Annotated in this window: 12 protein-coding genes; 7 read left to right on the forward strand and 5 right to left on the reverse strand. The window is 63.9% G+C overall.

Features of this window, described 5'->3' with window-relative positions; all coding sequences use genetic code 11:
• The first annotated feature begins 52 nt into the window (after positions 1-52).
• Positions 53-898 (forward strand): NUDIX hydrolase, encoded by an 846-nt coding sequence (locus HN018_RS11325; RefSeq protein WP_171835492.1) that lies wholly within the window; start codon positions 53-55, stop codon positions 896-898.
• A gap of 21 nt (positions 899-919) precedes the next feature.
• Here the strand turns inward: HN018_RS11325 and HN018_RS11330 are convergent, their stop codons facing one another.
• Entirely contained in the window at positions 920-1,816 is an 897-nt protein-coding gene (locus HN018_RS11330; RefSeq protein ID WP_239479288.1) for an AraC family transcriptional regulator, read from the reverse strand.
• Positions 1,817-1,925: 109 nt separating this feature from the next.
• Here HN018_RS11330 and melA point away from each other — a divergent pair, with 109 nt between their 5' ends.
• The 4 genes from melA (at position 1,926) to HN018_RS11350 (ending at position 6,573) form a co-directional block, all read left to right on the forward strand.
• Positions 1,926-3,413, forward strand: coding sequence for an alpha-glucosidase/alpha-galactosidase (melA, locus tag HN018_RS11335; protein ID WP_171835494.1), 1,488 nt, complete (start codon positions 1,926-1,928; stop codon positions 3,411-3,413).
• Between the two features lie 62 nt (positions 3,414-3,475).
• Positions 3,476-4,732: an ABC transporter substrate-binding protein gene (locus HN018_RS11340; protein ID WP_171835495.1), complete on the forward strand. Its 1,257-nt coding sequence runs from the start codon at positions 3,476-3,478 to the stop codon at positions 4,730-4,732.
• 18 nt (positions 4,733-4,750) lie between these two features.
• Positions 4,751-5,728, forward strand: coding sequence for a carbohydrate ABC transporter permease (locus HN018_RS11345; RefSeq protein WP_171835496.1), 978 nt, complete (start codon positions 4,751-4,753; stop codon positions 5,726-5,728).
• Positions 5,728-6,573 carry a carbohydrate ABC transporter permease gene (locus tag HN018_RS11350; RefSeq protein WP_171835497.1) on the forward strand — a complete coding sequence of 282 codons (846 nt, stop codon included), beginning with the start codon at positions 5,728-5,730 and terminating at the stop codon, positions 6,571-6,573. The genes HN018_RS11345 and HN018_RS11350 overlap by 1 nt, the downstream gene beginning before the upstream one ends.
• 185 nt (positions 6,574-6,758) lie before the next feature.
• Here the strand turns inward: HN018_RS11350 and HN018_RS11355 are convergent, their stop codons facing one another.
• The 3 genes from HN018_RS11355 to HN018_RS11365 all read right to left on the reverse strand — a co-directional run bounded on the left by HN018_RS11355 (position 6,759) and on the right by HN018_RS11365 (position 12,867).
• Positions 6,759-7,463 carry an aspartate/glutamate racemase family protein gene (locus HN018_RS11355; protein ID WP_239478604.1) on the reverse strand — a complete coding sequence of 235 codons (705 nt, stop codon included), beginning with the start codon at positions 7,461-7,463 and terminating at the stop codon, positions 6,759-6,761.
• Between the two features lie 422 nt (positions 7,464-7,885).
• Positions 7,886-10,981 carry a TonB-dependent receptor plug domain-containing protein gene (locus tag HN018_RS11360; RefSeq protein WP_171835499.1) on the reverse strand — a complete coding sequence of 1,032 codons (3,096 nt, stop codon included), beginning with the start codon at positions 10,979-10,981 and terminating at the stop codon, positions 7,886-7,888.
• 653 nt (positions 10,982-11,634) lie between these two features.
• Positions 11,635-12,867, reverse strand: a complete 1,233-nt coding sequence (locus HN018_RS11365; RefSeq protein WP_171835500.1) for an MFS transporter — start codon at positions 12,865-12,867, stop codon at positions 11,635-11,637.
• A gap of 160 nt (positions 12,868-13,027) precedes the next feature.
• Here HN018_RS11365 and HN018_RS11370 point away from each other — a divergent pair, with 160 nt between their 5' ends.
• Positions 13,028-13,543: a DUF488 domain-containing protein gene (locus HN018_RS11370; RefSeq protein ID WP_171835501.1), complete on the forward strand. Its 516-nt coding sequence runs from the start codon at positions 13,028-13,030 to the stop codon at positions 13,541-13,543.
• The gene (locus tag HN018_RS11375; protein ID WP_171835502.1) at positions 13,540-15,666 is read left to right on the forward strand and encodes a S9 family peptidase; all 2,127 of its coding nucleotides are present in this window, start codon (positions 13,540-13,542) and stop codon (positions 15,664-15,666) included. The genes HN018_RS11370 and HN018_RS11375 overlap by 4 nt, the downstream gene beginning before the upstream one ends.
• Here HN018_RS11375 and HN018_RS11380 read toward each other — a convergent pair.
• The gene (locus HN018_RS11380; RefSeq protein WP_171835503.1) at positions 15,659-17,989 is read right to left on the reverse strand and encodes an AsmA family protein; all 2,331 of its coding nucleotides are present in this window, start codon (positions 17,987-17,989) and stop codon (positions 15,659-15,661) included. The genes HN018_RS11375 and HN018_RS11380 overlap by 8 nt on opposite strands.
• Between the last annotated feature and the right edge of the window lie 311 nt (positions 17,990-18,300).

Raw genomic sequence — 18,300 nt, forward strand, 5'->3', positions numbered from 1 at the left:
ATTGCAAAGGAGTTCCGTTGCAATCGCCACGTCCGCTGCGGCAGGCTGCGGCATGACCAGCCCGATCGCGCCGTTCCTCCGCCACCTCGATGCCTGCAACAATGCCCGCCTGCCCGGCGGCCGGTTCCCGTTCCTGCTGGGAGGAATCCAGGTCGGCTGGATACCGCCGCATATGGCGCAGGAGCTCGAGCGCCGTGACGTTCGCAACGAGGCGGGCCGGCTGATCCTGGACGATCCGTTGCTGCTGGAACCGCTGGGCCGGGAGCTATCCCAGGCCGGCCTGTTCCGGTTCCGCGCCGAACCGTTCGATGTGCGCGGCGAACCGGACGGTCCGGTGCTGGCACGGCTCGACCGCGGCGCCCTGCCGAGTTTCGGGGTGCTCGCCAACGGCGTTCACCTGAACGGGCTGGTCGAGCGTGCGGACGGCACGCATCTGTGGGTCGGACGGCGGGCGGCGAACAAGCAGCTGGATCCGAACAAGCTCGACCATCTGGTCGCCGGCGGCGTGTCCGCTGGCTACGACATCTGGACCACCCTGGCCAAGGAAGGCGAGGAGGAGTGCAGCCTGCCGCCCGAGCTGGCCCGGGAAGCGGTTTCGGTCGGCACCATCGATTACGCCATGGCGCGGCCAGAGGGGCTGCGACGCGACCGGCTGCACTGCTTCGACCTAATCCTGCCGGACAGCTTCCGGCCGGTGCCGAATGACGACGAGGTTGCGGAGTTCATGCTGATCCCGATCGAGGAAGCCTTCCGCCTGGTCCGCGACACCGACGAGTTCAAGTTCAACGTCACCCTGGTGCTGATCGACCTGTTCCTGCGTCGCGGACTGATCGACCCCGCGACTGCGGATGGAAAGCTCCTCCGAAACTACCTGAATGGGTCCGCACCATCGGCGTAAACCGCCACCACGGCCCGCCGATCATCCGGGGGACGTCGGCGGTGCCCCGTTGAACATGCCGCTGCGTCGGAAGTCTCTCGGTGTGATGCCGAAGAAACGCCGGAACACCTTGGTGAAATAGTTGGCGTCCACGAAGCCGCAGCGCTGGGCGACTGCCTTGATCGACCCTTCCTCGAGGCGAAGCAGTCTCGACGCCTCCTCCATGCGCAAGCGCAACAGGAACCGCGCCGGCGAGATCCCCTCATGCTGCTCGAACAACCGCGAGAAATGATAGCGGCTATAGCCGGACGCGCGTGCAAGCCGTTCGACATCGAGGAACTCGGCCGGATTGCCGTGGATCAGCGAGATCGCGCGTTCGATCGCCGCCGGCCGCTTGGAAGCCGTCCGTACCGCACCCCAGGCGAGCAGATCGTCGGCCAGTTGCATCGCCATCGAATAGGCTAGCACGGACGCCTGCGCCGGCGTCGTAACAGTTCCGTCCAGCACCGCCAGGCATGTTTCGACCAACCGGTGGAGACTGGTTTCCGGCAGCTCCACCACCGGCCCCACTGCCTTCAGTTCCTGCCACATTCGCAGGACTTCCCGACCATTCAGGCAGATCCAGAGAAATTCCCAGCTTTTATTCCGCTCCAGCCAGTAGCGGTTGTCATGCGGAAAGTTCAGCAACATGGTCTGGCCGGGCCGCAGCGTGAATTGACGGTTCTCGTAACGAAGCCGGCCAGTCCCGGCAATCGTGTGCTGCAACAGCACGAACGGCACCTCGCCCCGCTTCAATCCGTCCCAATCGTAGGAACGGCCGGAACACTCGTCATAGCCGGCGCTGGTCACCATTGCATGCAAACGGTAGCGGCCCTTCGGGTAAGCGAGCGACACTGCGCCGGGACCACGCTCGGACAGGGCTTGCAGCACGGAAGTCACCGACAAAGCACGAATTTCCTCTTTTTGGCTCTCTGGCCGGCGTTCATGATAGCACGAACTTGCTTGCTGGATGAAAAGCTCCAGCGCCCGGATAATCCCAGGAGATAAAATGAAGGTCGCCGTTATCGGAGCCGGCAGCGTTGGCTTCACCCGCAAGCTGGTCCGCGACATCCTCAAGGTGCCGGCGCTGGCGGAAACCGAATTTGCCCTGCACGATATCAATGCCGAGAATCTCGACATGGTGGCGCAACTCGTCACCAAGGATATTTCGGTAAACGAACTGCCCGCGCGTGTCACCACGTCCACCGATCGACGCCGCGCCCTGGAAGGTGCACGCTACATCATCTGTTGCGTACGGATCGGCGGTCTCGAAGCCTTCCACCACGATATCGAGGTGCCATTGCGCTTCGGCGTCGACCAGTGCGTCGGCGACACGATCTGTGCAGGCGGCCTGATGTACGGCATGCGCACGGTGCCCGAGATCCTGGCCTTCTGCAAAGACATCCGCGACGTCGCCGAGCCCGGTGCCTGGTTCCTGAACTACGCCAACCCGATGGCGATGAACACCTGGGCGGCTATCGAGCATGGCGGGATCGCCAACACGATCGGCCTGTGCCATGGCGTACAGCATGGCTGGCGACAGATCGCCGAGGTGCTCGGAGCCAAGGATGCGAACGAGATCGAGTATGTCTGCTCCGGCATCAACCACCAGACCTGGTACGTCGACCTTCGCTGGAAAGGGCGCCGCATCGGTCGCGACGAGCTGCTGTCCGCGTTCGAGCGCCATCCGGTCATTTCGCAGGAAGAAAAAGTCAGGATCGACGTGCTGCGTCGCTTCGGCGTCTACTCGACCGAAAGCAACGGCCACCTGAGCGAATACCTGCCCTGGTACCGCAAGCGTCCGGACGAGATCATCGACTGGATCGACATGTCGAACTGGATCAATGGCGAGACCGGCGGCTACCTGCGCTACTGCACCGAGCAGCGCAACTGGTTCGAGACCGACTTCCCGCGCTGGCTCGCGGAGGCCGGTTCACCGCTTTCGCAGTATGAGCGATCCGACGAGCATTGCTCGCACATCATCGAGGCGATGGAGACCGGAAGCGTCTATCGCGGGCACTTCAACGTGCGCAACGACGGGCTCATCACCAATCTCGCACCGGACTGCATCGTCGAGACCCCGGGCTTTGTCGACCGGTTCGGGCTGAACATGGTGGCCGGCATCGAATTGCCGATGGGCTGCGCCGCCACATGCTCCGTCTCGGTCAACGTGCAGCGGATGGCGCTGAAGGCGGCGGTCGAGGGCGATCTCGACCTGCTTCGGCTGGCGATGCTGCACGATCCGCTGGTGGGCGCAGTCTGCAATCCGGAAGAAGTCTGGCAGATGGTGGACCAGCTGCTGGTGGCGGAAGCACAGTGGCTCCCGCAGTTCGCCTGGGCGATCGACGGGGCGAAGCAGCGGATCGGCAAGGCGGGGCCGAACATGTCCCGGGCATCGAGCGGCGCCGCCCGGCTGTCGGTGCGCAGCGTCGAGGAGCTCCGGGCCGCGCAACCTGCCCACAATGCCGCGGAATCACCGTCGGCACTGACGTCCTGACATCGCACGAGCAGGACCATCGTGCGCCGATCATAATCAAGAAACAAACGGGAAACCCCATCATGAAGCTATCCGGACTGGCGCTCGGGGTCGGGCTGCTGCTCGGCGGAACTGGACTGGCGCAAGCCGCGGACCCGGTCACGCTGCATTTCTGGGTCGCGTGGGATCCGGCGCTGCCGGACGCGAAGATCGCACAGGACGGTATCGCCAGGTTCGAGAAGCTGCATCCCGACATCAAGATCGATGTGCAGGACATGAGCTTCGGCGCGATGCACGACAAGCTCATCACCGCGATCGCCGGCGGGCAGCCCCCCGACGTGAGCTGGGGCCTGTCCGAGTGGCTCGGCGAGATGGACCGCATGGGCGCACTCGCCGACCTCACCGACGCCGCCAGTACGTGGCCCGACCGGAGCGCCATCTATCCGAGCGTACTTGCCGGCCTCACCATCAACGGTCGCCTCAAGGCGTTGCCGCATTATCTCGGCATCCGTGGCCTGCTGTATCATGCGGACATGCTGGCGAAAGCCGGCATCACGACACCGCCGACCACCTGGCAGGAGCTGGTGGACGACGCACCGAAAATACACGCCGCCACCGGCAAGTATGCCTTCGGCGTCGCGAACGACAGCGTCCGGGCGCCGCAGGAACTGTTCACCCTCATGGCCCAGAACGACGTGACGCTTGCCGAGCCACGCACCGGCGGGCGCTTCCGCAACAACTGGGACACCGACACGGCGCAGCTGCAGCGGATGACCGAGGTGTTGACGCTCTACCAGACCATGCTGGCCAAGGGCGTGATCGCTCCCAATGCGACAAGCTGGGGATGGGAAGAAGAGGACAATAATTTCGCGCTTGGCCAATATGCGATGGTCATGGATGGCTCGTGGATGCACCTGCACGAGGCGCAGTATCCGGACAGCATGCGCGACGTGCAGATCGCACCGCCGCCGAAATTGGCACATGCCGCGACCTACTTCGAGATCAACCCGATCTATGTGTTCAAGGCCAGCCCACACCCCAAGGAAGCGTTCGAGTTCGCATCCTATCTCGACAGCAAGGAATACCAGAGCCTTGCCCGGCCCACCGACTCTCCGCGAGAGGATGTGAGAGGCACGGATAAATGGGCCACCGGATTCGCCAAGCTGACGCCGATCGGAAAAACCTTTCCGCCGATTGCGCTGGGGCAGGTTTCACGTGACATGCAGGAGGCCATCGGCCGGGTGCTGCTGCGACATCAGGATCCCGCCACCGTCGCCGCCTGGCTCGGCCGTGCGATCAACAAGGATCTCCGCAAATCCGGCGAACTGGCTGCAAGCTGACATGAGAAGCCGTCTCTCATGAAGCAGTCGCGGGCCTATCCGGGAACCTGCGCCGACAAGGGAACGCGTGCGAAGGTTCGCACGCCTCCCCGGCAGCTGACGCGGGCCGCCCAGACACGGCGCACAGCGCTTTGGTTCGTGTTGCCGGCCGTCCTGTTCTTCCTGCTGCTGTCGGCGTACCCGTTGCTGCGGGTCCTGTGGCAGAGCGTCCGCTACGCAAATCTCGTCAACCCATCGATCAGCGGTTTCGCCGGCCTCGATAATTTCCGGACCGTGCTGGACGATGACGATTTCCTCCCGGCACTCGGCAACACCGCGCTCTGGACTGCCTTGTCGGTGACCGGTGAATACGCCCTGGGCCTGATCTCGGCGCTGGCGTTGAACGCCAACGTGCGCGGCCGGGCGTTCTTCAGGGCGGCGATCATCGTGCCCTGGGTCATTCCGATCGTGGTGGCCGGCCTGACCTGGACCTGGATGCTCACGCCCGAATATGGCGTGCTCAATCTCTGGTTGGTCCAGGCGGGCCTGATCCACGCGCCGATCGCCTGGCTGGGCCAGACCGGCACCGCCCTGCTTGCAGTCACCCTGGTCAATATCTGGCGCTCGTTCCCCTTCTACACGATCAGCCTCCTGGCCGCTCTGCAGGCGATCCCGGCCGACCTGCATGAGGCCGCGGTCATCGATGGCGCCGGATCCTGGATGCGCTTCCGGGTCATCACCCTGCCACATCTGCGCGTCGTTTCGATGACCCTGATCGTCATCCACATCGTCTGGACCGCGGTCAATTTCGACTTCATCTGGGTGATGACACAGGGCGGCCCGCTGAACAGCTCGGAAACGCTGCCGATCATGATCTATCGCTACGCACTGCAGAACTTCGATGTCGGGGCCGGATGCGCACTGGCCACCATGATGATGGGCTTCATGGCGAGCGTGTTCTTCATGCAATATTACGGCATGCGCCGTATCGCATCGAGCCAGGCGGGGACAGCCTGATGGTTATCGGAAAAAGCGCGCAACGCATCAACAGCGTGGTCGCCTATACCGTACTCGTCGGCTTCACGATCTTCTGCCTGTTTCCCTTTGTCTGGATGCTCGACACCGCGCTCAAGCCGCTGCATGAGGTGCAGAGCCTGCATCCGAGCCTGTTGATCCTGCGTCCGACACTGGATAATTTCCGGCGCGTCCTGTTCGAGACCAGCTTCCCGATCTACTTCCGGAACAGCCTGATCGTCGCGGGCAGTGCCACGATACTGACCCTGATGATCGCGGTGTTCTGCGGCTACGTGCTGAGCCGCTGGCCGCATACCGGGATCGCGCGCACAGTGGGCTCGGCGCTGCTGCTGTCGCAGATGATCCCGGGCGTGCTGCTGCTGGTGCCGCTCTACATGCTGATGCGTCAGTTCGGGCTGCTCAGCAGCTACACCGGCCTCATCATCGTCTACTGCACCTTCACGGTGCCGCTCTGCGTCTTCATGCTGAAAAGCTTCTTCGACGCGGTTCCGGGCGAGATCGAGCAGGCAGCCGAGATGGATGGCTGCTCCCGGACCGGTTTCATCTACCGGATCCTGCTGCCACTCTCCGCCCCGGGGATCCTGGCCGCCGGAGCCTTCGCCTTCATCAATGCCTGGAACGAGTTCATGTTCGGCTACGTGTTCATCAATGATGACGCGCACAGGACGCTGACCCCCGGCATCATGATGTTCAAGAGCGCGCACGTCACCGACTGGGGGGGACTGATGGCAGCCTCCGTACTGACCGTGGTCCCCGTTGCGGCCTGCTTCCTCTATCTGCAGCGCTTCCTGATCGAAGGGCTGGCATCCGGGGCAGTCAAGGGATGATGCTACGGCGCTGGATTGTTCACGTCGGCGATACGCGCAAACGCTCCTGCCACCACGGGTTGAGCAGCTTCTGACGATCTGCAACGACTTACCGAGGGACCTCATGGGACGTTCGCCCACTGTCAAGCAGCCTGAAGGACGGCGCAGAGCGTGTTGAAATTACAGCACTCCTGTTAAAGAGTGCGTCAGGTTCCGACAATGGCAAGATCGACCGCCGCCTCGGCATGGAGAGCAGTCGTGTCGAAAAGTGGCACTGTGCTATCTTCGGGCCGCACCAGCAGCATGATCTCGGTGCAGCCCAGAATGACGGCCTCCGCTCCATGTTCCACCAGTCGGGCGATCACCTCGCGAAAAGCCTGGCGCGAGGACGGTTCTACCCGGCCCTGTACCAACTCCTCGTAGATCACCCTGTGCACCCGGGCGCGGTCCTCGTCGCCCGGCACCAGCACTTCCAGTCCATGCCGATGCATGAGCCGTCCCTTGTAGAAATCGTGCTCCATGGTGAAGGCGGTCCCCAGCAAGCCGACCTTTCTCAGTCCGGCACTCCTGATCCGCTTCGCAGTCGGATCGGCGATATGCAGAAGCGGCAGGCCTATGGCTGCCTGAACCTGGTCGGCCATCCGATGCATCGTGTTGGTGCAGATCACTATGAAGTCCGCACCACCGCGTTCCAGACGTTGTGCAGCCGCAACCATCTCGGCTGTGGCTTCGTCCCAGCGACCGGCATGCTGGAGCGCTTCGATTTCTCCGAAGTCGAACGACCACATCAAGCATCGGGCCGAGCGTAAGCCCCCAAGACGAGCCCTGACAGTCTGGTTTATGATCCGGTAATATTCGGCAGAGCTTTCCCAGCTCAATCCGCCGATCAAGCCGATGACCTTCTGGGACACGCCACTCTCCATTCCGCAACGGGCATGAAGAACAAGTCATGGCGGGGAGGCAAGGCCCCTATGTCAACGACAGCCATGCCGGTCGATCTGCAGTAGCGGCCAGGAAAAGGCTACAGGCGCGCCACCTTGCGAAAGCGTCGTTCCAGATACAGCGAGACGTCCTGCTCGAATGCCAGGCTGCAAACGCTCCGAATGCTACCCCGCCCGACGAAGGGGCCGAACAAGGTCACAGCCTGGAAGGCATCGGTATAGGCTCCAGTTGGTCTCCATTCCGAATCTCGTCAACAACGCGCTGGTCTGACTCTACCGCCGATCCTCGTGGCCTTCCTGCTCGCGCATACGCCAGTGAGCAGTCATCGCGTTGGTGCCGTCTCCCGGCTGACCGCGATAAAGCGCGATCAGCCGAATCTCCACCACGAAGATCAGAACGTCCCGTGCACGCCGAACTGGAAGTTGCGCTGCACGATGCCGTTTTGTGACCAGGCCGGGTTGTAGAGATAGCCACCGTAGGTTCCGAAATCGTACGGGGAGCGGAAGCCCAGCACGTTGTAGACGTTGAGGTAGGCAGTCAGTCGCGGGGTGACGTCGTAGCTCAGGGTCAGGTCCACGTCCCAAAATGCCTTCACGTGGCACTGTGCGGGAGAGAACGAGTTCCCCGACAGTGCATTGGCGCAATCGCCGCCTGTGCCAGGACCAGTCTGATCCTCCGCGGTCGTGCGATACCCGCTAATGTAATAGACCGTCGGCGTGACCGAGAGTTTCTTGTAGATGATCGTGTTCGACCAGTTGGCACGCCAGCGCGGCGTGCCGGACGCGGAGACCGCGCCATACGGCCCGAGCGTCCCGGCGAAATGCTCGGTGCCGCCGCCATCCGGTAGAGTCAGGTTGAGGCTGCGCACATAGGTGGCACGACCTTGGCTGATCCACATCACATCATGGAAAATGCCCGGAAGGTGTGTGTGCGACTGCAGCGCCAGGTCGAAACCATCCGTGGTTTCCTTGTTGGCGTTCACGTAGCCGACGTCGATCTCCGCAGGACGAAGCAATGCGCCGGGTGCCGCCGCCGTATCCGGAATATCGGGACGAACGCTGATCGGCAGGCCCGTCGCGGGATACGCGGCGTGGTTGGCGATCCACGCACCTGCGACGTCGGAGACCGAAACCGGGTTCGGCGTGATATAGTTGTTCTTGCGGATATAGTAATATTCTGCGGTCAGGCTAAGCCAATTGGTCGGACGGAATACCGGGCCGCCCGTGAAGTTGGTCGAGGTCTCCGGCTTAAGGCTGGGATTGCCGATGCTGCGATTGCCGATCGAGTATGCCTGCGCGTAGGTGTCGGGTTGCCCGCTCGGCGCCGTATGCTGGGCGAGGAAGGCCGGATCTGTCGGTTGGTAAGTCGTGTAGCCGACCGTAGTGCCGCCCGTCTCAGCAAAGCTCGGTACGCGAAAGCCCTCCGAGAACGTGCCGCGGAGCCATAGTTTCTCGAACGGCTTGAAGGTCAGGCCGACCTTCGGCGAAAAGTGGCTGAATCCCTCGGAGTAGTGGTCGAACCGACCAGAACCGTCGATATCCACCATCTTGATGACAGGCAAATCGACTTCGAAGAAGCCGGACTCGACCCAGCGATGGCCGACCGCGCTGACAGGATTGATCAGGCCGGTGTACTGGTCCGGGTCGCCGAGCTCGAAGCTGTTCGCGCTCGGATCGTTGAGCGCCTCGTAACGGATATTGCTACCGATCGCGAGCTTGGCCGTTCCACCAGGCAGTTGGAACAGGCCTTTGCTCAACGTTGCCTGGAGCGAATACTCCTGGGACGTCGCACGGATATGGTTCCGCGGCGCAATCGAGTTCAGCTCAGCTTGTGAATTCTGCGACGGGTTGACGAAGTTGTAGGAACCGCTGTTGATCGCGTTTTCGATGCCGGCAATGGTCGGTACGCCAGTGATCGTCTGGTCAAGAACGCTGTTCATGCCAACGAAATTGGCGTCGTAGTTCCATTCCGAGCCCCACTTCGATGGGACGTAGCCGCTATAGTCGACCGAACCGCGATAATTTTGCGACAACTCGCGAGTTGTTGGAATCAGATTGCCGAATTGGTAGTCGATCTCCGCTGGCAAACCCTGGGCGGCGAATGGATTGTTTGGATTAAGCTGTCCGTTGGGCAAAGTGACCGGGAGCGGAGTACTTTGCGTATTGATCGAGCGATCCTGGCTCTGCACGCGAGCGAAGCTGGGATTAATTCCCTGGGAGACCGACTGCACCTGGCCATAGTTGAACATGGCGACCAGCTGAGATTCGTCCGTGACGTTCGCCGTGAAGTGTGCTGTCGCGTTGATCCGGCGGAGCGACGGGGCAATCTGCTTGTATTGCTGGCTGTTCTGCTCGCATGTCTGGGTGCGACCGTTGTCTCCAGTCACTGCGGCGCCAGTCACCACACCGCCGATACCGCTGCCGCCACAACCTGCCTGCGGATTAAGCAGTTGCCACGCCCCCACACCACTCGTCGAGCCATCGCTCGGACGCACGACAGGTACGGTGGTCGAGGCGAAGTTATTGATCCCACCATTGCCGTCCGAAACGTTCGTGTTGCCGTTTATTCCTCCAACACTGGTCTCGTCGCCGGTGTTGTATGGCCGGCCGGCCTGGCGATAGTAGTAGGGATCGTCCTGCTGATACTCGCCGTTGACGTAGAAATTGTAGCCATCGTGGCGGAGGTCGCCATGGCCATAGGTGAGATAGAGACGCTGGTGGCCGGAATCTCCGTTCTGTGCAACACCGCCCTCGGCAAGACCTTCCCACCCCTTGATCTCCTTGCGCGTGATCAGGTTGACCACGCCCGCCACGGCGTCGGCGCCGTAGGTCGCGGAACCGCCATCTTCCTGGACGTCGACATTCTGCATGATCGACATCGGGATCCAGTTGGTATCGACGAAATTGCGTTCGCCATCGTCGGCCAGTGGGTAGTAGGAGAGCCGCTGCCCATCCATCAGGACCAGCGTCGAGTCGGTGCTCAGGCCACGAAGCGATGGCGCAGACGCGCCCGCCGCGAAACCGCCGCCGGCGGACCAGGCGTTCGTCAGGGTGCCGGCGCCATTGGACGACAGCGTCTGCAGCGCGTCGCTGACCGACTTGATGCCTCGACGCTGCAGATCCTGCCTTGTCAGATGCGTGATCGGCGTCGCACTGGTCAGGTTCGGGTCACGAAATAGCGTACCGGTGACGACCACGCTCTCGGTGTTGTTCTGCGCAACAGGTGCCGACGCGGGAAGGATGCCAGGCGCAGTCACTGCGGCGGCACCGCCACCGGCAGCTATGGGTGCTGCGGGTGGGGTTGCCGCGACTGCTGCGTGACGCGCAACGTGAGCATGCTTTGTCGTGATGCAGGTGCCTTTGTGGTTGTGTACCTTTCCAACCGGGCATGGAGCCGCATGGGCTCCGCCGATCGATAATATCAGGTAGCCTGCCAACGTGGTCGAGGAGACCAGATACCTTCGGGACATGGAAACGCGGCGCATCATGTTCTGAACTCCTCCTCGCAGCGCGACGACGGGGCGACGACGATGCCAACCATCCACTTAAAGAAAACGTAACGCCACGGTCATAACGTCGCAATGATCCACGGGCTTTTCTAAGTCGTTCCCTCACTGCGTTGCCGTTTTGCAACAGAGGCTGGATTGCCGGCACTGCAGTTGCAGCCTCCTCGAGTTTTCAACTATTCGTAACTACGTGTCTGGACATGATGAATATCAGCCTGGGGTCGATGACGCGCCGCCGCCATGGGAGCCGGATTTACGTGAGTTCCGAGCACTGCACACGATCTTTGCTCACGGAGAAGTGGGTGACGAATACGGCATGTCAGATCCTCGTTGCCCATGGACGCGGCGTTCGCCGAGGCGATCAAAGCTTCGGATGCAGGCGGCAACGGCACGAAGGCTCACACAATTCCAGATTGAGAAGATCGCCTCGTTTTGGCGAGGAAGGCCAACCCGGTCGCCATGACGCCGACCAACAGTTGACAAAGCCAGGACGGGAGCCCGTCCGCATGGTCGGCCCGCCAATTGGATTAGGGTGGAAACTCTCGGCGGTTGCAATTTCCGCGGTGGCTCGAGCAGGCCGCAGGAAATTGAAGAGCGTTTATCTGCTCCCACACGCATAGCAATCACCGGCGCCATCAGGTGACGCGTGATGCGCTCACTGCGAGCAGCAACGCCGTCAACAGCCCTGCTCCAAGCAGCACCGCCGCGAACCCCGCCACCCCGTTCCACCCACCGACGCTCCAGACCCAGCCGCCCGCCGATCCCATGAAGCTCGAGCCCAGGTAGTACGCGAGCAGATACAGCGACGCCGCATGACCCTTGTCGACAGCAGCGCGATGGCCGACCCAGCCGCTGGCGATCGAGTGCGAGACAAAGAACCCGATCGTGATCAGGGCGAGCCCGCACAAGGTCGCCCCGAGCAAGCCGGACACCGTGAGCGCCAGACCGGCCAGTCCCATGACCGGCCCGGCGATCAGCACGGGCCCACGTCCGAACCGAGCCGAGAGCCGGCCCGCCAAAGGCGAGGCAACGATACCGAACAAATAGACCATGAACACCGCGCCGGACTCGCCCTGGGTCAGCGAGAATGGCGGCTGCAGCAGTCGGAAGCCGAGATAATTATAGACCGTGACGAACGCGCTCATCGCCAGGAAGCCGGTCAGGAACAGGCCGCCCATGCCCGGGTCGCGCAGATGCAGCCCCCACGCACGCAGATTGCCATGCAGCGTCGACGCAGTGGCTGCACCAGGCCGTTGTGGCGTCGAGCGCACGGCGGGTAGCAGCACCAGGAACAACACCCCTGCGAGCAGGCAAGACATTCCCGCCGCCAGCATGCCGGATCGCCAGCCGACATGCTCGGTGACGAAAGCTGTCCCGACCCGCCCGGCCATGCCGCCGAACGCCGTGCCGCCGACATACAGTCCCATCGTGGCACCCAGGTCGGAGGGATGGATCTCGTCGGCCAGGTGAGCCATCGCCACGGCCGGCACGCCGCCGAGCAGCAGCCCCTCGACCGCCCGCAGGACCAGCAGCGTGTGCCAGCCGGGCGCGAACGTCACCGCGATGTTGCACAATGCCGCCAGGATCATCGACGCACCCATGATCCGCTTCCGTCCCAGCCACGTCGCCAGCGGCGTAGTGCACAGGATCGAGATTGCGAGGAAGCCGGTGCTCAGCGACAGGGCCAGCGACGCGCCGGCCGGGCTGACGTGGAAATCGTTCCCGAACACGGTCAGCAGCGGCTGCACGCAATAGAGCAGCGAGAACGTCGCGAACCCTGCCAGGAAGAGTGCAATGCGCAGCCGCCGGTAGTCAGGGGTTCCGCGCGTTATCTTGTCAGTGCCGTCCCGGGTGGATGAATCCGCCATGCCTCTGCAATGGCAGCAAGCACCGGCGGAGCCAATGGACCGGCACGTATGCGCGCCGGTGAAACCCCGAAACCATACGCCTTGTACGGACCTTACGTCAGGCGATACCGATCCTGCCGTTCATCGCCCGCCCTGCCATTCCAACCGATTGGGGATCGCCATGACCGACCTGCCAGCACACCCGACTCCCCTCCTGACCATCGGATACGAGAGCGCCCGCTTCGAACAGGTCCGCGACGCACTGACCGGAGCCGGCACCCGCCTGCTGGTCGACGTCCGCGCCATCGCCTCGTCGCGCCGGGCCGGCTTCTCGAAACGTATCCTGGCCGGGGGCCTGGCCGAGGCCGGGATCGAGTATGTCCATCTGCAGCCGCTGGGAACGCCCAAGGATGGCCGCGACGCCGTGCGACGCGGCGATGTCGGCACCATGGTACGCATCTTCCAGGCCCACATGGAGGGCGACCGCTCGCAGGCGGCACTGCAGGAGGCACGGGCCCTGGCGACCGAGCGCCGGGCCTGCCTGCTCTGCTTCGAACGCGACCACACCCATTGCCATCGCAGCCTGGTGGCCGACATGATCGTCGGCCAGACCGGACAACCGGTCCATCACCTGCTCGCCTCGATCGACACCCCCGAGCCGGTTCGAACCAAGCGCATCCGAAAGACCCTGACATGACCGACCAGCCGACCCCGCCCGTTGCGCGCAAAGAACCACGATCGATCGACCAGCTCGGCCGCGTGCGGGTCGACCCTTATGCCTGGATGAAGGACGAGAACTGGCAGGCGGTGCTGCGCGATCCGTCGGCGCTGCGGGGCGATATCGCCACCCATCTCCGCCAGGAGAACCTCTATGCCGAGACGCTGCTGGCCCCCACGAAACCCCTGCAGGCAACCATCCTGGAGGAAATGAAGGGCCGGCTGAAGCAGGATGAGACGTCGCTGGCGGTGCCGGACGGCGCCTGGTCCTACTACGCCCGCTACGAACCCGGTGCGCAGCACGCGATCCGTGCCCGACGGCCACGCGACGCCGAAACCGGTCCAGCCTCACACGAGGAAATCCTGCTCGACGTGCAGGCCCTGTCGCTCGGCCACGACTATTATGTCGTGGCTGCCGCCCATCATTCTCCCGATCACCGGCTCTATGCCTACGCCGAGGATGCACAGGGCTCGGAAGTCTACCGCATCCAGGTCAAGGACCTGTCGACCGGCGAGACCCTGACCGGTCCGGTCGAGAGCTCGACCGGCGATTTCACCTTCTCGCCCGATAGCGCCTGGCTGTTCTGGACCTATCGCGACGAGCATGGCCGTCCGACCCGCATCTATCGCCGTCCGTCCCGCGGCGGCGAGGATGTGCTGGTCTACGAGGAGACCGATCCGGGCTTCTTCATCGGCGTACAAGTGAGCGAGTCGCGCGCCTGGATCATGATCACCTGCGGCGACCAGGAAACCACCGAAACGCTGCTGATCCCCGGCGACGACCCGACCGCCACCCCACGGGTCGCTGCACCGCGCCGCAAAGGCGAACGCTATAGCCTCACCCACTGGCACGACCGCTTCATCGTCCATACCAATGCCGGCGACGCGATCGACTTCAAGCTCATGCAGACACCGGTGAATGATCCTGGCCGCGAGGCATGGCGTGACTGGGTTCCGCAACGGCCCGGTCACTTCATCATCGGCGCCAGTGCGTTCGCCGGGCACCTAGCCTGGATCGAGCGCAGGGACGTCAACAACCGCATCCTGATCGTGCCGATCACGCACGCGTCCGACCCCGACATCCGGTCCGTGGCCACCGAGATCAAGGTCGACGAGGATGCCTACCTGCTGGCGCTGGACGGCTCCTACGAGTTCGATACCAAGACGCTGCGCACCAGCTACCAGTCGCCGACCACTCCGCGCCACTGGTACGATAACGACATGGAAACCGGCACGCGCACGCTTCGCAAGGTGCAGGAAATTCCCTCCGGCCATGACAGCCAGCTCTATGTCACCAGGCGTCTGCAGGCGATCGCTCCGGACGGCGCCAGCGTGCCGATCACCGTGCTGATGCGGCGCGACACCCCGGTCGACGGCACCGCCCCGCTGCTGCTCTACGGCTACGGCTCGTACGGCCATGCGATCGAGGCCGGGTTCTCCACCCGCACCCTGAGCCTAGTCGACCGTGGCTGGATCTACGCCATCGCCCATGTGCGCGGCGGGTCCGAGAAAGGCTGGGGCTGGTTCCTGGACGGACGCGGCCGGACCAAGCCGAACAGCTTCACCGATTTCGTCGCGGTCGCGCGCCACCTCGCCGCCGAGGGCTACGGGTCGGAAGGCGGCATCGTCGCGCACGGCGCCTCCGCCGGCGGCTTGCTGATGGGCGCGGTCGCCAACCTGGCGCCGGAGTTGTTCGCCGGGATCGTCGCCCAGGTCCCGTTCGTCGACATGCTGAACACGATGTCCGACACCAGCCTGCCTCTGACCCCGCCCGAATGGCCGGAATGGGGCAACCCGATCGAGGACGAGGCTGCATACGACCTGATCGCCAGCTACTCGCCATACGACAATCTCCATGCCGTCGCCTACCCGACGATCCTGGCGATGGGCGGCCTGTCCGACCCGCGCGTGACCTACTGGGAGCCGGCCAAGTGGGCCGCCGCCCTGCGCGACGCCAGCACCGGCACCAACCCGATCCTGTGCCGTATCAACATGGAATCCGGCCATGGCGGTGCCTCCGGCCGCTTCGACAGCCTCAAGGAAGCGGCCCTGGTCCAGGCGTTCGCGATCTGGGCCTGGGAGCGGCGCGGCGCATCTACCTGACCGGCACCAGTCCGGCGGCCAGGCAGGTTTTCGGCTTGTCGCCGCCGAACAACGCGTCGATCAACAGTCCCACCTTATCGAACCCGTTGGCATCCAGCCCGCTCTGGATGTTCCGGAACGGCCCGGTGACCAGCACAGGCACCACCACCTTCGAACCGGCCAGCCGGGCGAGCGGGTGCAGCTTCAGCGCTACCGTCTCCGCTCCGAGATCCACCTGTCCGCTGCCGGAGAGTTGCAGGTAGCCTGTGTCGACGGCGATGGTGTCGAACCGGCCGACACCCTTGCTGAACGAGCCGACCAGGCCGAAACACCGGACCGCGGTGTCGCCCTGCGCCGGCACCTTGATGCTCAACGCCTTCAGCGAGGCGCCCGCCAGCTCAGTCAAGGCGGAGTTGCTCATCCGCCCACCGATCATCGTTACCGCCAAGGGCCCGTCCAGGGACGCTGCCATGCCGTGCAGCGAGCTGCCCGTCGCGTGCAGGTCGGTGGTGATGCTCAGCGATCCCTCCGCCGGCCCGGGCAGCCCCGCCTCACGCTCGACCAGCGCGAGCGGAATGCCGGTCGCATGCAGAGCCAGGCTGACCGGACCATGATTGGTCGATCCATCCACCGTCAGCGACCCGTCCACCTGCCCGGCCGGTAGCCGGGCCTGCATCTTCCCGACCACCAGCTTGCCGCCCTTCAGGGTCAGCGCCAGGCTGGCATCCTGCCATGCCTGCCGGCGCAGGGTCAGAACGTCGACGGCGACCGCCATGTCGATCGTCGGGCCGCGCAGGCTGGCCAGGGGTAGCGGCACGTCCGGAATGACCGACCCGGTCGCGGCACTCCCGGCACCTGCCTGCGCGGCCTTGCCGGGCGCCGCGCCCGTGGCCGCCGGCAACAACGCGTCGAGATCGAGCCGCGCGCCATGCAGGCGCGCCGTCACCGAGCGGGCCGTGCCCAGGCCCACCGTCGCGTCGCCGGCGAGCTGGGCCTCGGTTGCGGCCAGGTTGGCGCCGGTCACGCTGAACGACCCGATGCTTGCCGGTATCGCCAGCCGCCCGGTCACCGAGACCTTGGTCAGCGCCGGCAGCATGGGCGTCATGAGAGACCGCAACCCGGAGAGCGCCGGAGTATGCGCGATGAACGCCGCATCCAGCCCGGCGAATGCAAGCGCATCGAGCGCCGTCTTTCCCTTGATTCCGATATCCTGCCCGGCAACGCCGGGCGTCCGCAGCACGAGATCCAGCGGCACCTCGACTTTTCGGTCCGGATATTTCGGCACGCCGACCGAGCCATCCACGGCGAAACCCAGCTTTGCGAGCTTTCCCACGCCCGAAACCTTGGCCAGGCCGCCGGCCTCGGCAAGCGAGACGTCGAAGGTGCCGAGCGTCAGGCCGGACGACAGCGCCTGCAGATCGGCACTGCCGACATGCAGCTTCGTCTGCCCGACGACCGGCAGGTCGCCATGCGCCGGACCGTTCATGAGATGCGTCGCGACCGTCATCCGGTGCAGCGGCGGCAGGTTCATCTGCGGCAACAGCGCATTCAGCTTTTCGAGCGCCGGCACATTGGCGGAGATCTGCAGGTCGTATGCCCCGGCGAGATCCATCGTGCCCTTCGCCGACGCCGTCGTGTCATAGGCCGCGAAGTCCAGCCGGGTCTTCCACGGATCGCGCAGGCCGCCGGTCGGCAATGCCGCCACCTTCAGGCTGAACGGCTGGTAGTCCGAGTAGACCAGCACGCTCGAGAACGACAGCGGCCCGTTATTGGTCGGCTTGCGGAAATTCAGGGTGCGTATGCCGACAACCTTGGTCCGCGCCGGAAATCGGAACGTGATCATCCCGTTCTGGACAATGACATGTCGGAATCGCAACGTCGGTCCCGGATCGGATGTGGGGGGCACCGTTGGAGCGGCTGGGTTTCCGGACGTCGCTTTCGGGGCCGCGCTGGACTGAAATATCCAGTTCGGCTGATCTCCCACCTGCTCGAACAGGATATTAGGACCGACCAGCGTGAGCTTCACGACCTCCAGCTGATGCCTCAGCAATGCGGGCAGCGAGATCTGCGCCTCGATCCGTTCCGCCCGCGCCATGTCCGGGCGTGACCCGCCCGGCAGGTTGGCCAGCGTCACGTCGTTGACCTGGAGGGTCGGCCAGAACGACCAGCCGATGCGAAGTGGTCCATTCAGGCTCAATGTCCGCCCGGTCTGGCGAAGCACGATCGCAGCGAGCCGGAGCTTGATCGCATCGGGGTCGAGCATCGCCAAACCGACGCCCAGACCAGCCAGGGGGAGTACGATGAGCGCCGCCGCCACGGCTAGCCACCAGCCCCTCACCCTCATCCTGCCTCCTTCCCTAAGCTCAGATGAGCATCACCGGGACAACGCATATCGCCCTGACCCTGTTACCGGAAGTTATAAAACCCTGGCGATGACCGATCCGTGCGGACTTTATCGCTCATCAAGGCCGAGGATCCGGGCCTCGCGGGTGTGGTTCGTTTCCCCCTGCGATTGCTTGGCTCGCGCCTGCATGACTGCGCGACGCCAAGCGAAACGTATCCTGACGACCTGAAGCTGCGCTCGTCGAGGATCTCGTTCGCTGCCGCAAGCACCAGCGAACCGCTGTCCGCGGCGCATTCATCCCCTGTCGGCGG

This window comes from Lichenicola cladoniae, assembly GCF_013201075.1.
GTDB classification, from domain to species: Bacteria; Pseudomonadota; Alphaproteobacteria; order Acetobacterales; family Acetobacteraceae; genus Lichenicola; species Lichenicola cladoniae.

Coding starts and splice junctions, on each gene's coding strand:
- HN018_RS11325 (WP_171835492.1), top strand. CDS start 53: ATGACCAGCCCGATCGCGCCGTTCCTCCGCCACCTCGATGCCTGCAAC.
- melA (WP_171835494.1), top strand. CDS start 1,926: ATGAAGGTCGCCGTTATCGGAGCCGGCAGCGTTGGCTTCACCCGCAAG.
- HN018_RS11340 (WP_171835495.1), top strand. CDS start 3,476: ATGAAGCTATCCGGACTGGCGCTCGGGGTCGGGCTGCTGCTCGGCGGA.
- HN018_RS11345 (WP_171835496.1), top strand. CDS start 4,751: ATGAAGCAGTCGCGGGCCTATCCGGGAACCTGCGCCGACAAGGGAACG.
- HN018_RS11350 (WP_171835497.1), top strand. CDS start 5,728: ATGGTTATCGGAAAAAGCGCGCAACGCATCAACAGCGTGGTCGCCTAT.
- HN018_RS11360 (WP_171835499.1), bottom strand. CDS start 10,981: ATGATGCGCCGCGTTTCCATGTCCCGAAGGTATCTGGTCTCCTCGACC.
- HN018_RS11365 (WP_171835500.1), bottom strand. CDS start 12,867: ATGGCGGATTCATCCACCCGGGACGGCACTGACAAGATAACGCGCGGA.
- HN018_RS11370 (WP_171835501.1), top strand. CDS start 13,028: ATGACCGACCTGCCAGCACACCCGACTCCCCTCCTGACCATCGGATAC.
- HN018_RS11375 (WP_171835502.1), top strand. CDS start 13,540: ATGACCGACCAGCCGACCCCGCCCGTTGCGCGCAAAGAACCACGATCG.
- HN018_RS11380 (WP_171835503.1), bottom strand. CDS start 17,989: ATGAGGGTGAGGGGCTGGTGGCTAGCCGTGGCGGCGGCGCTCATCGTA.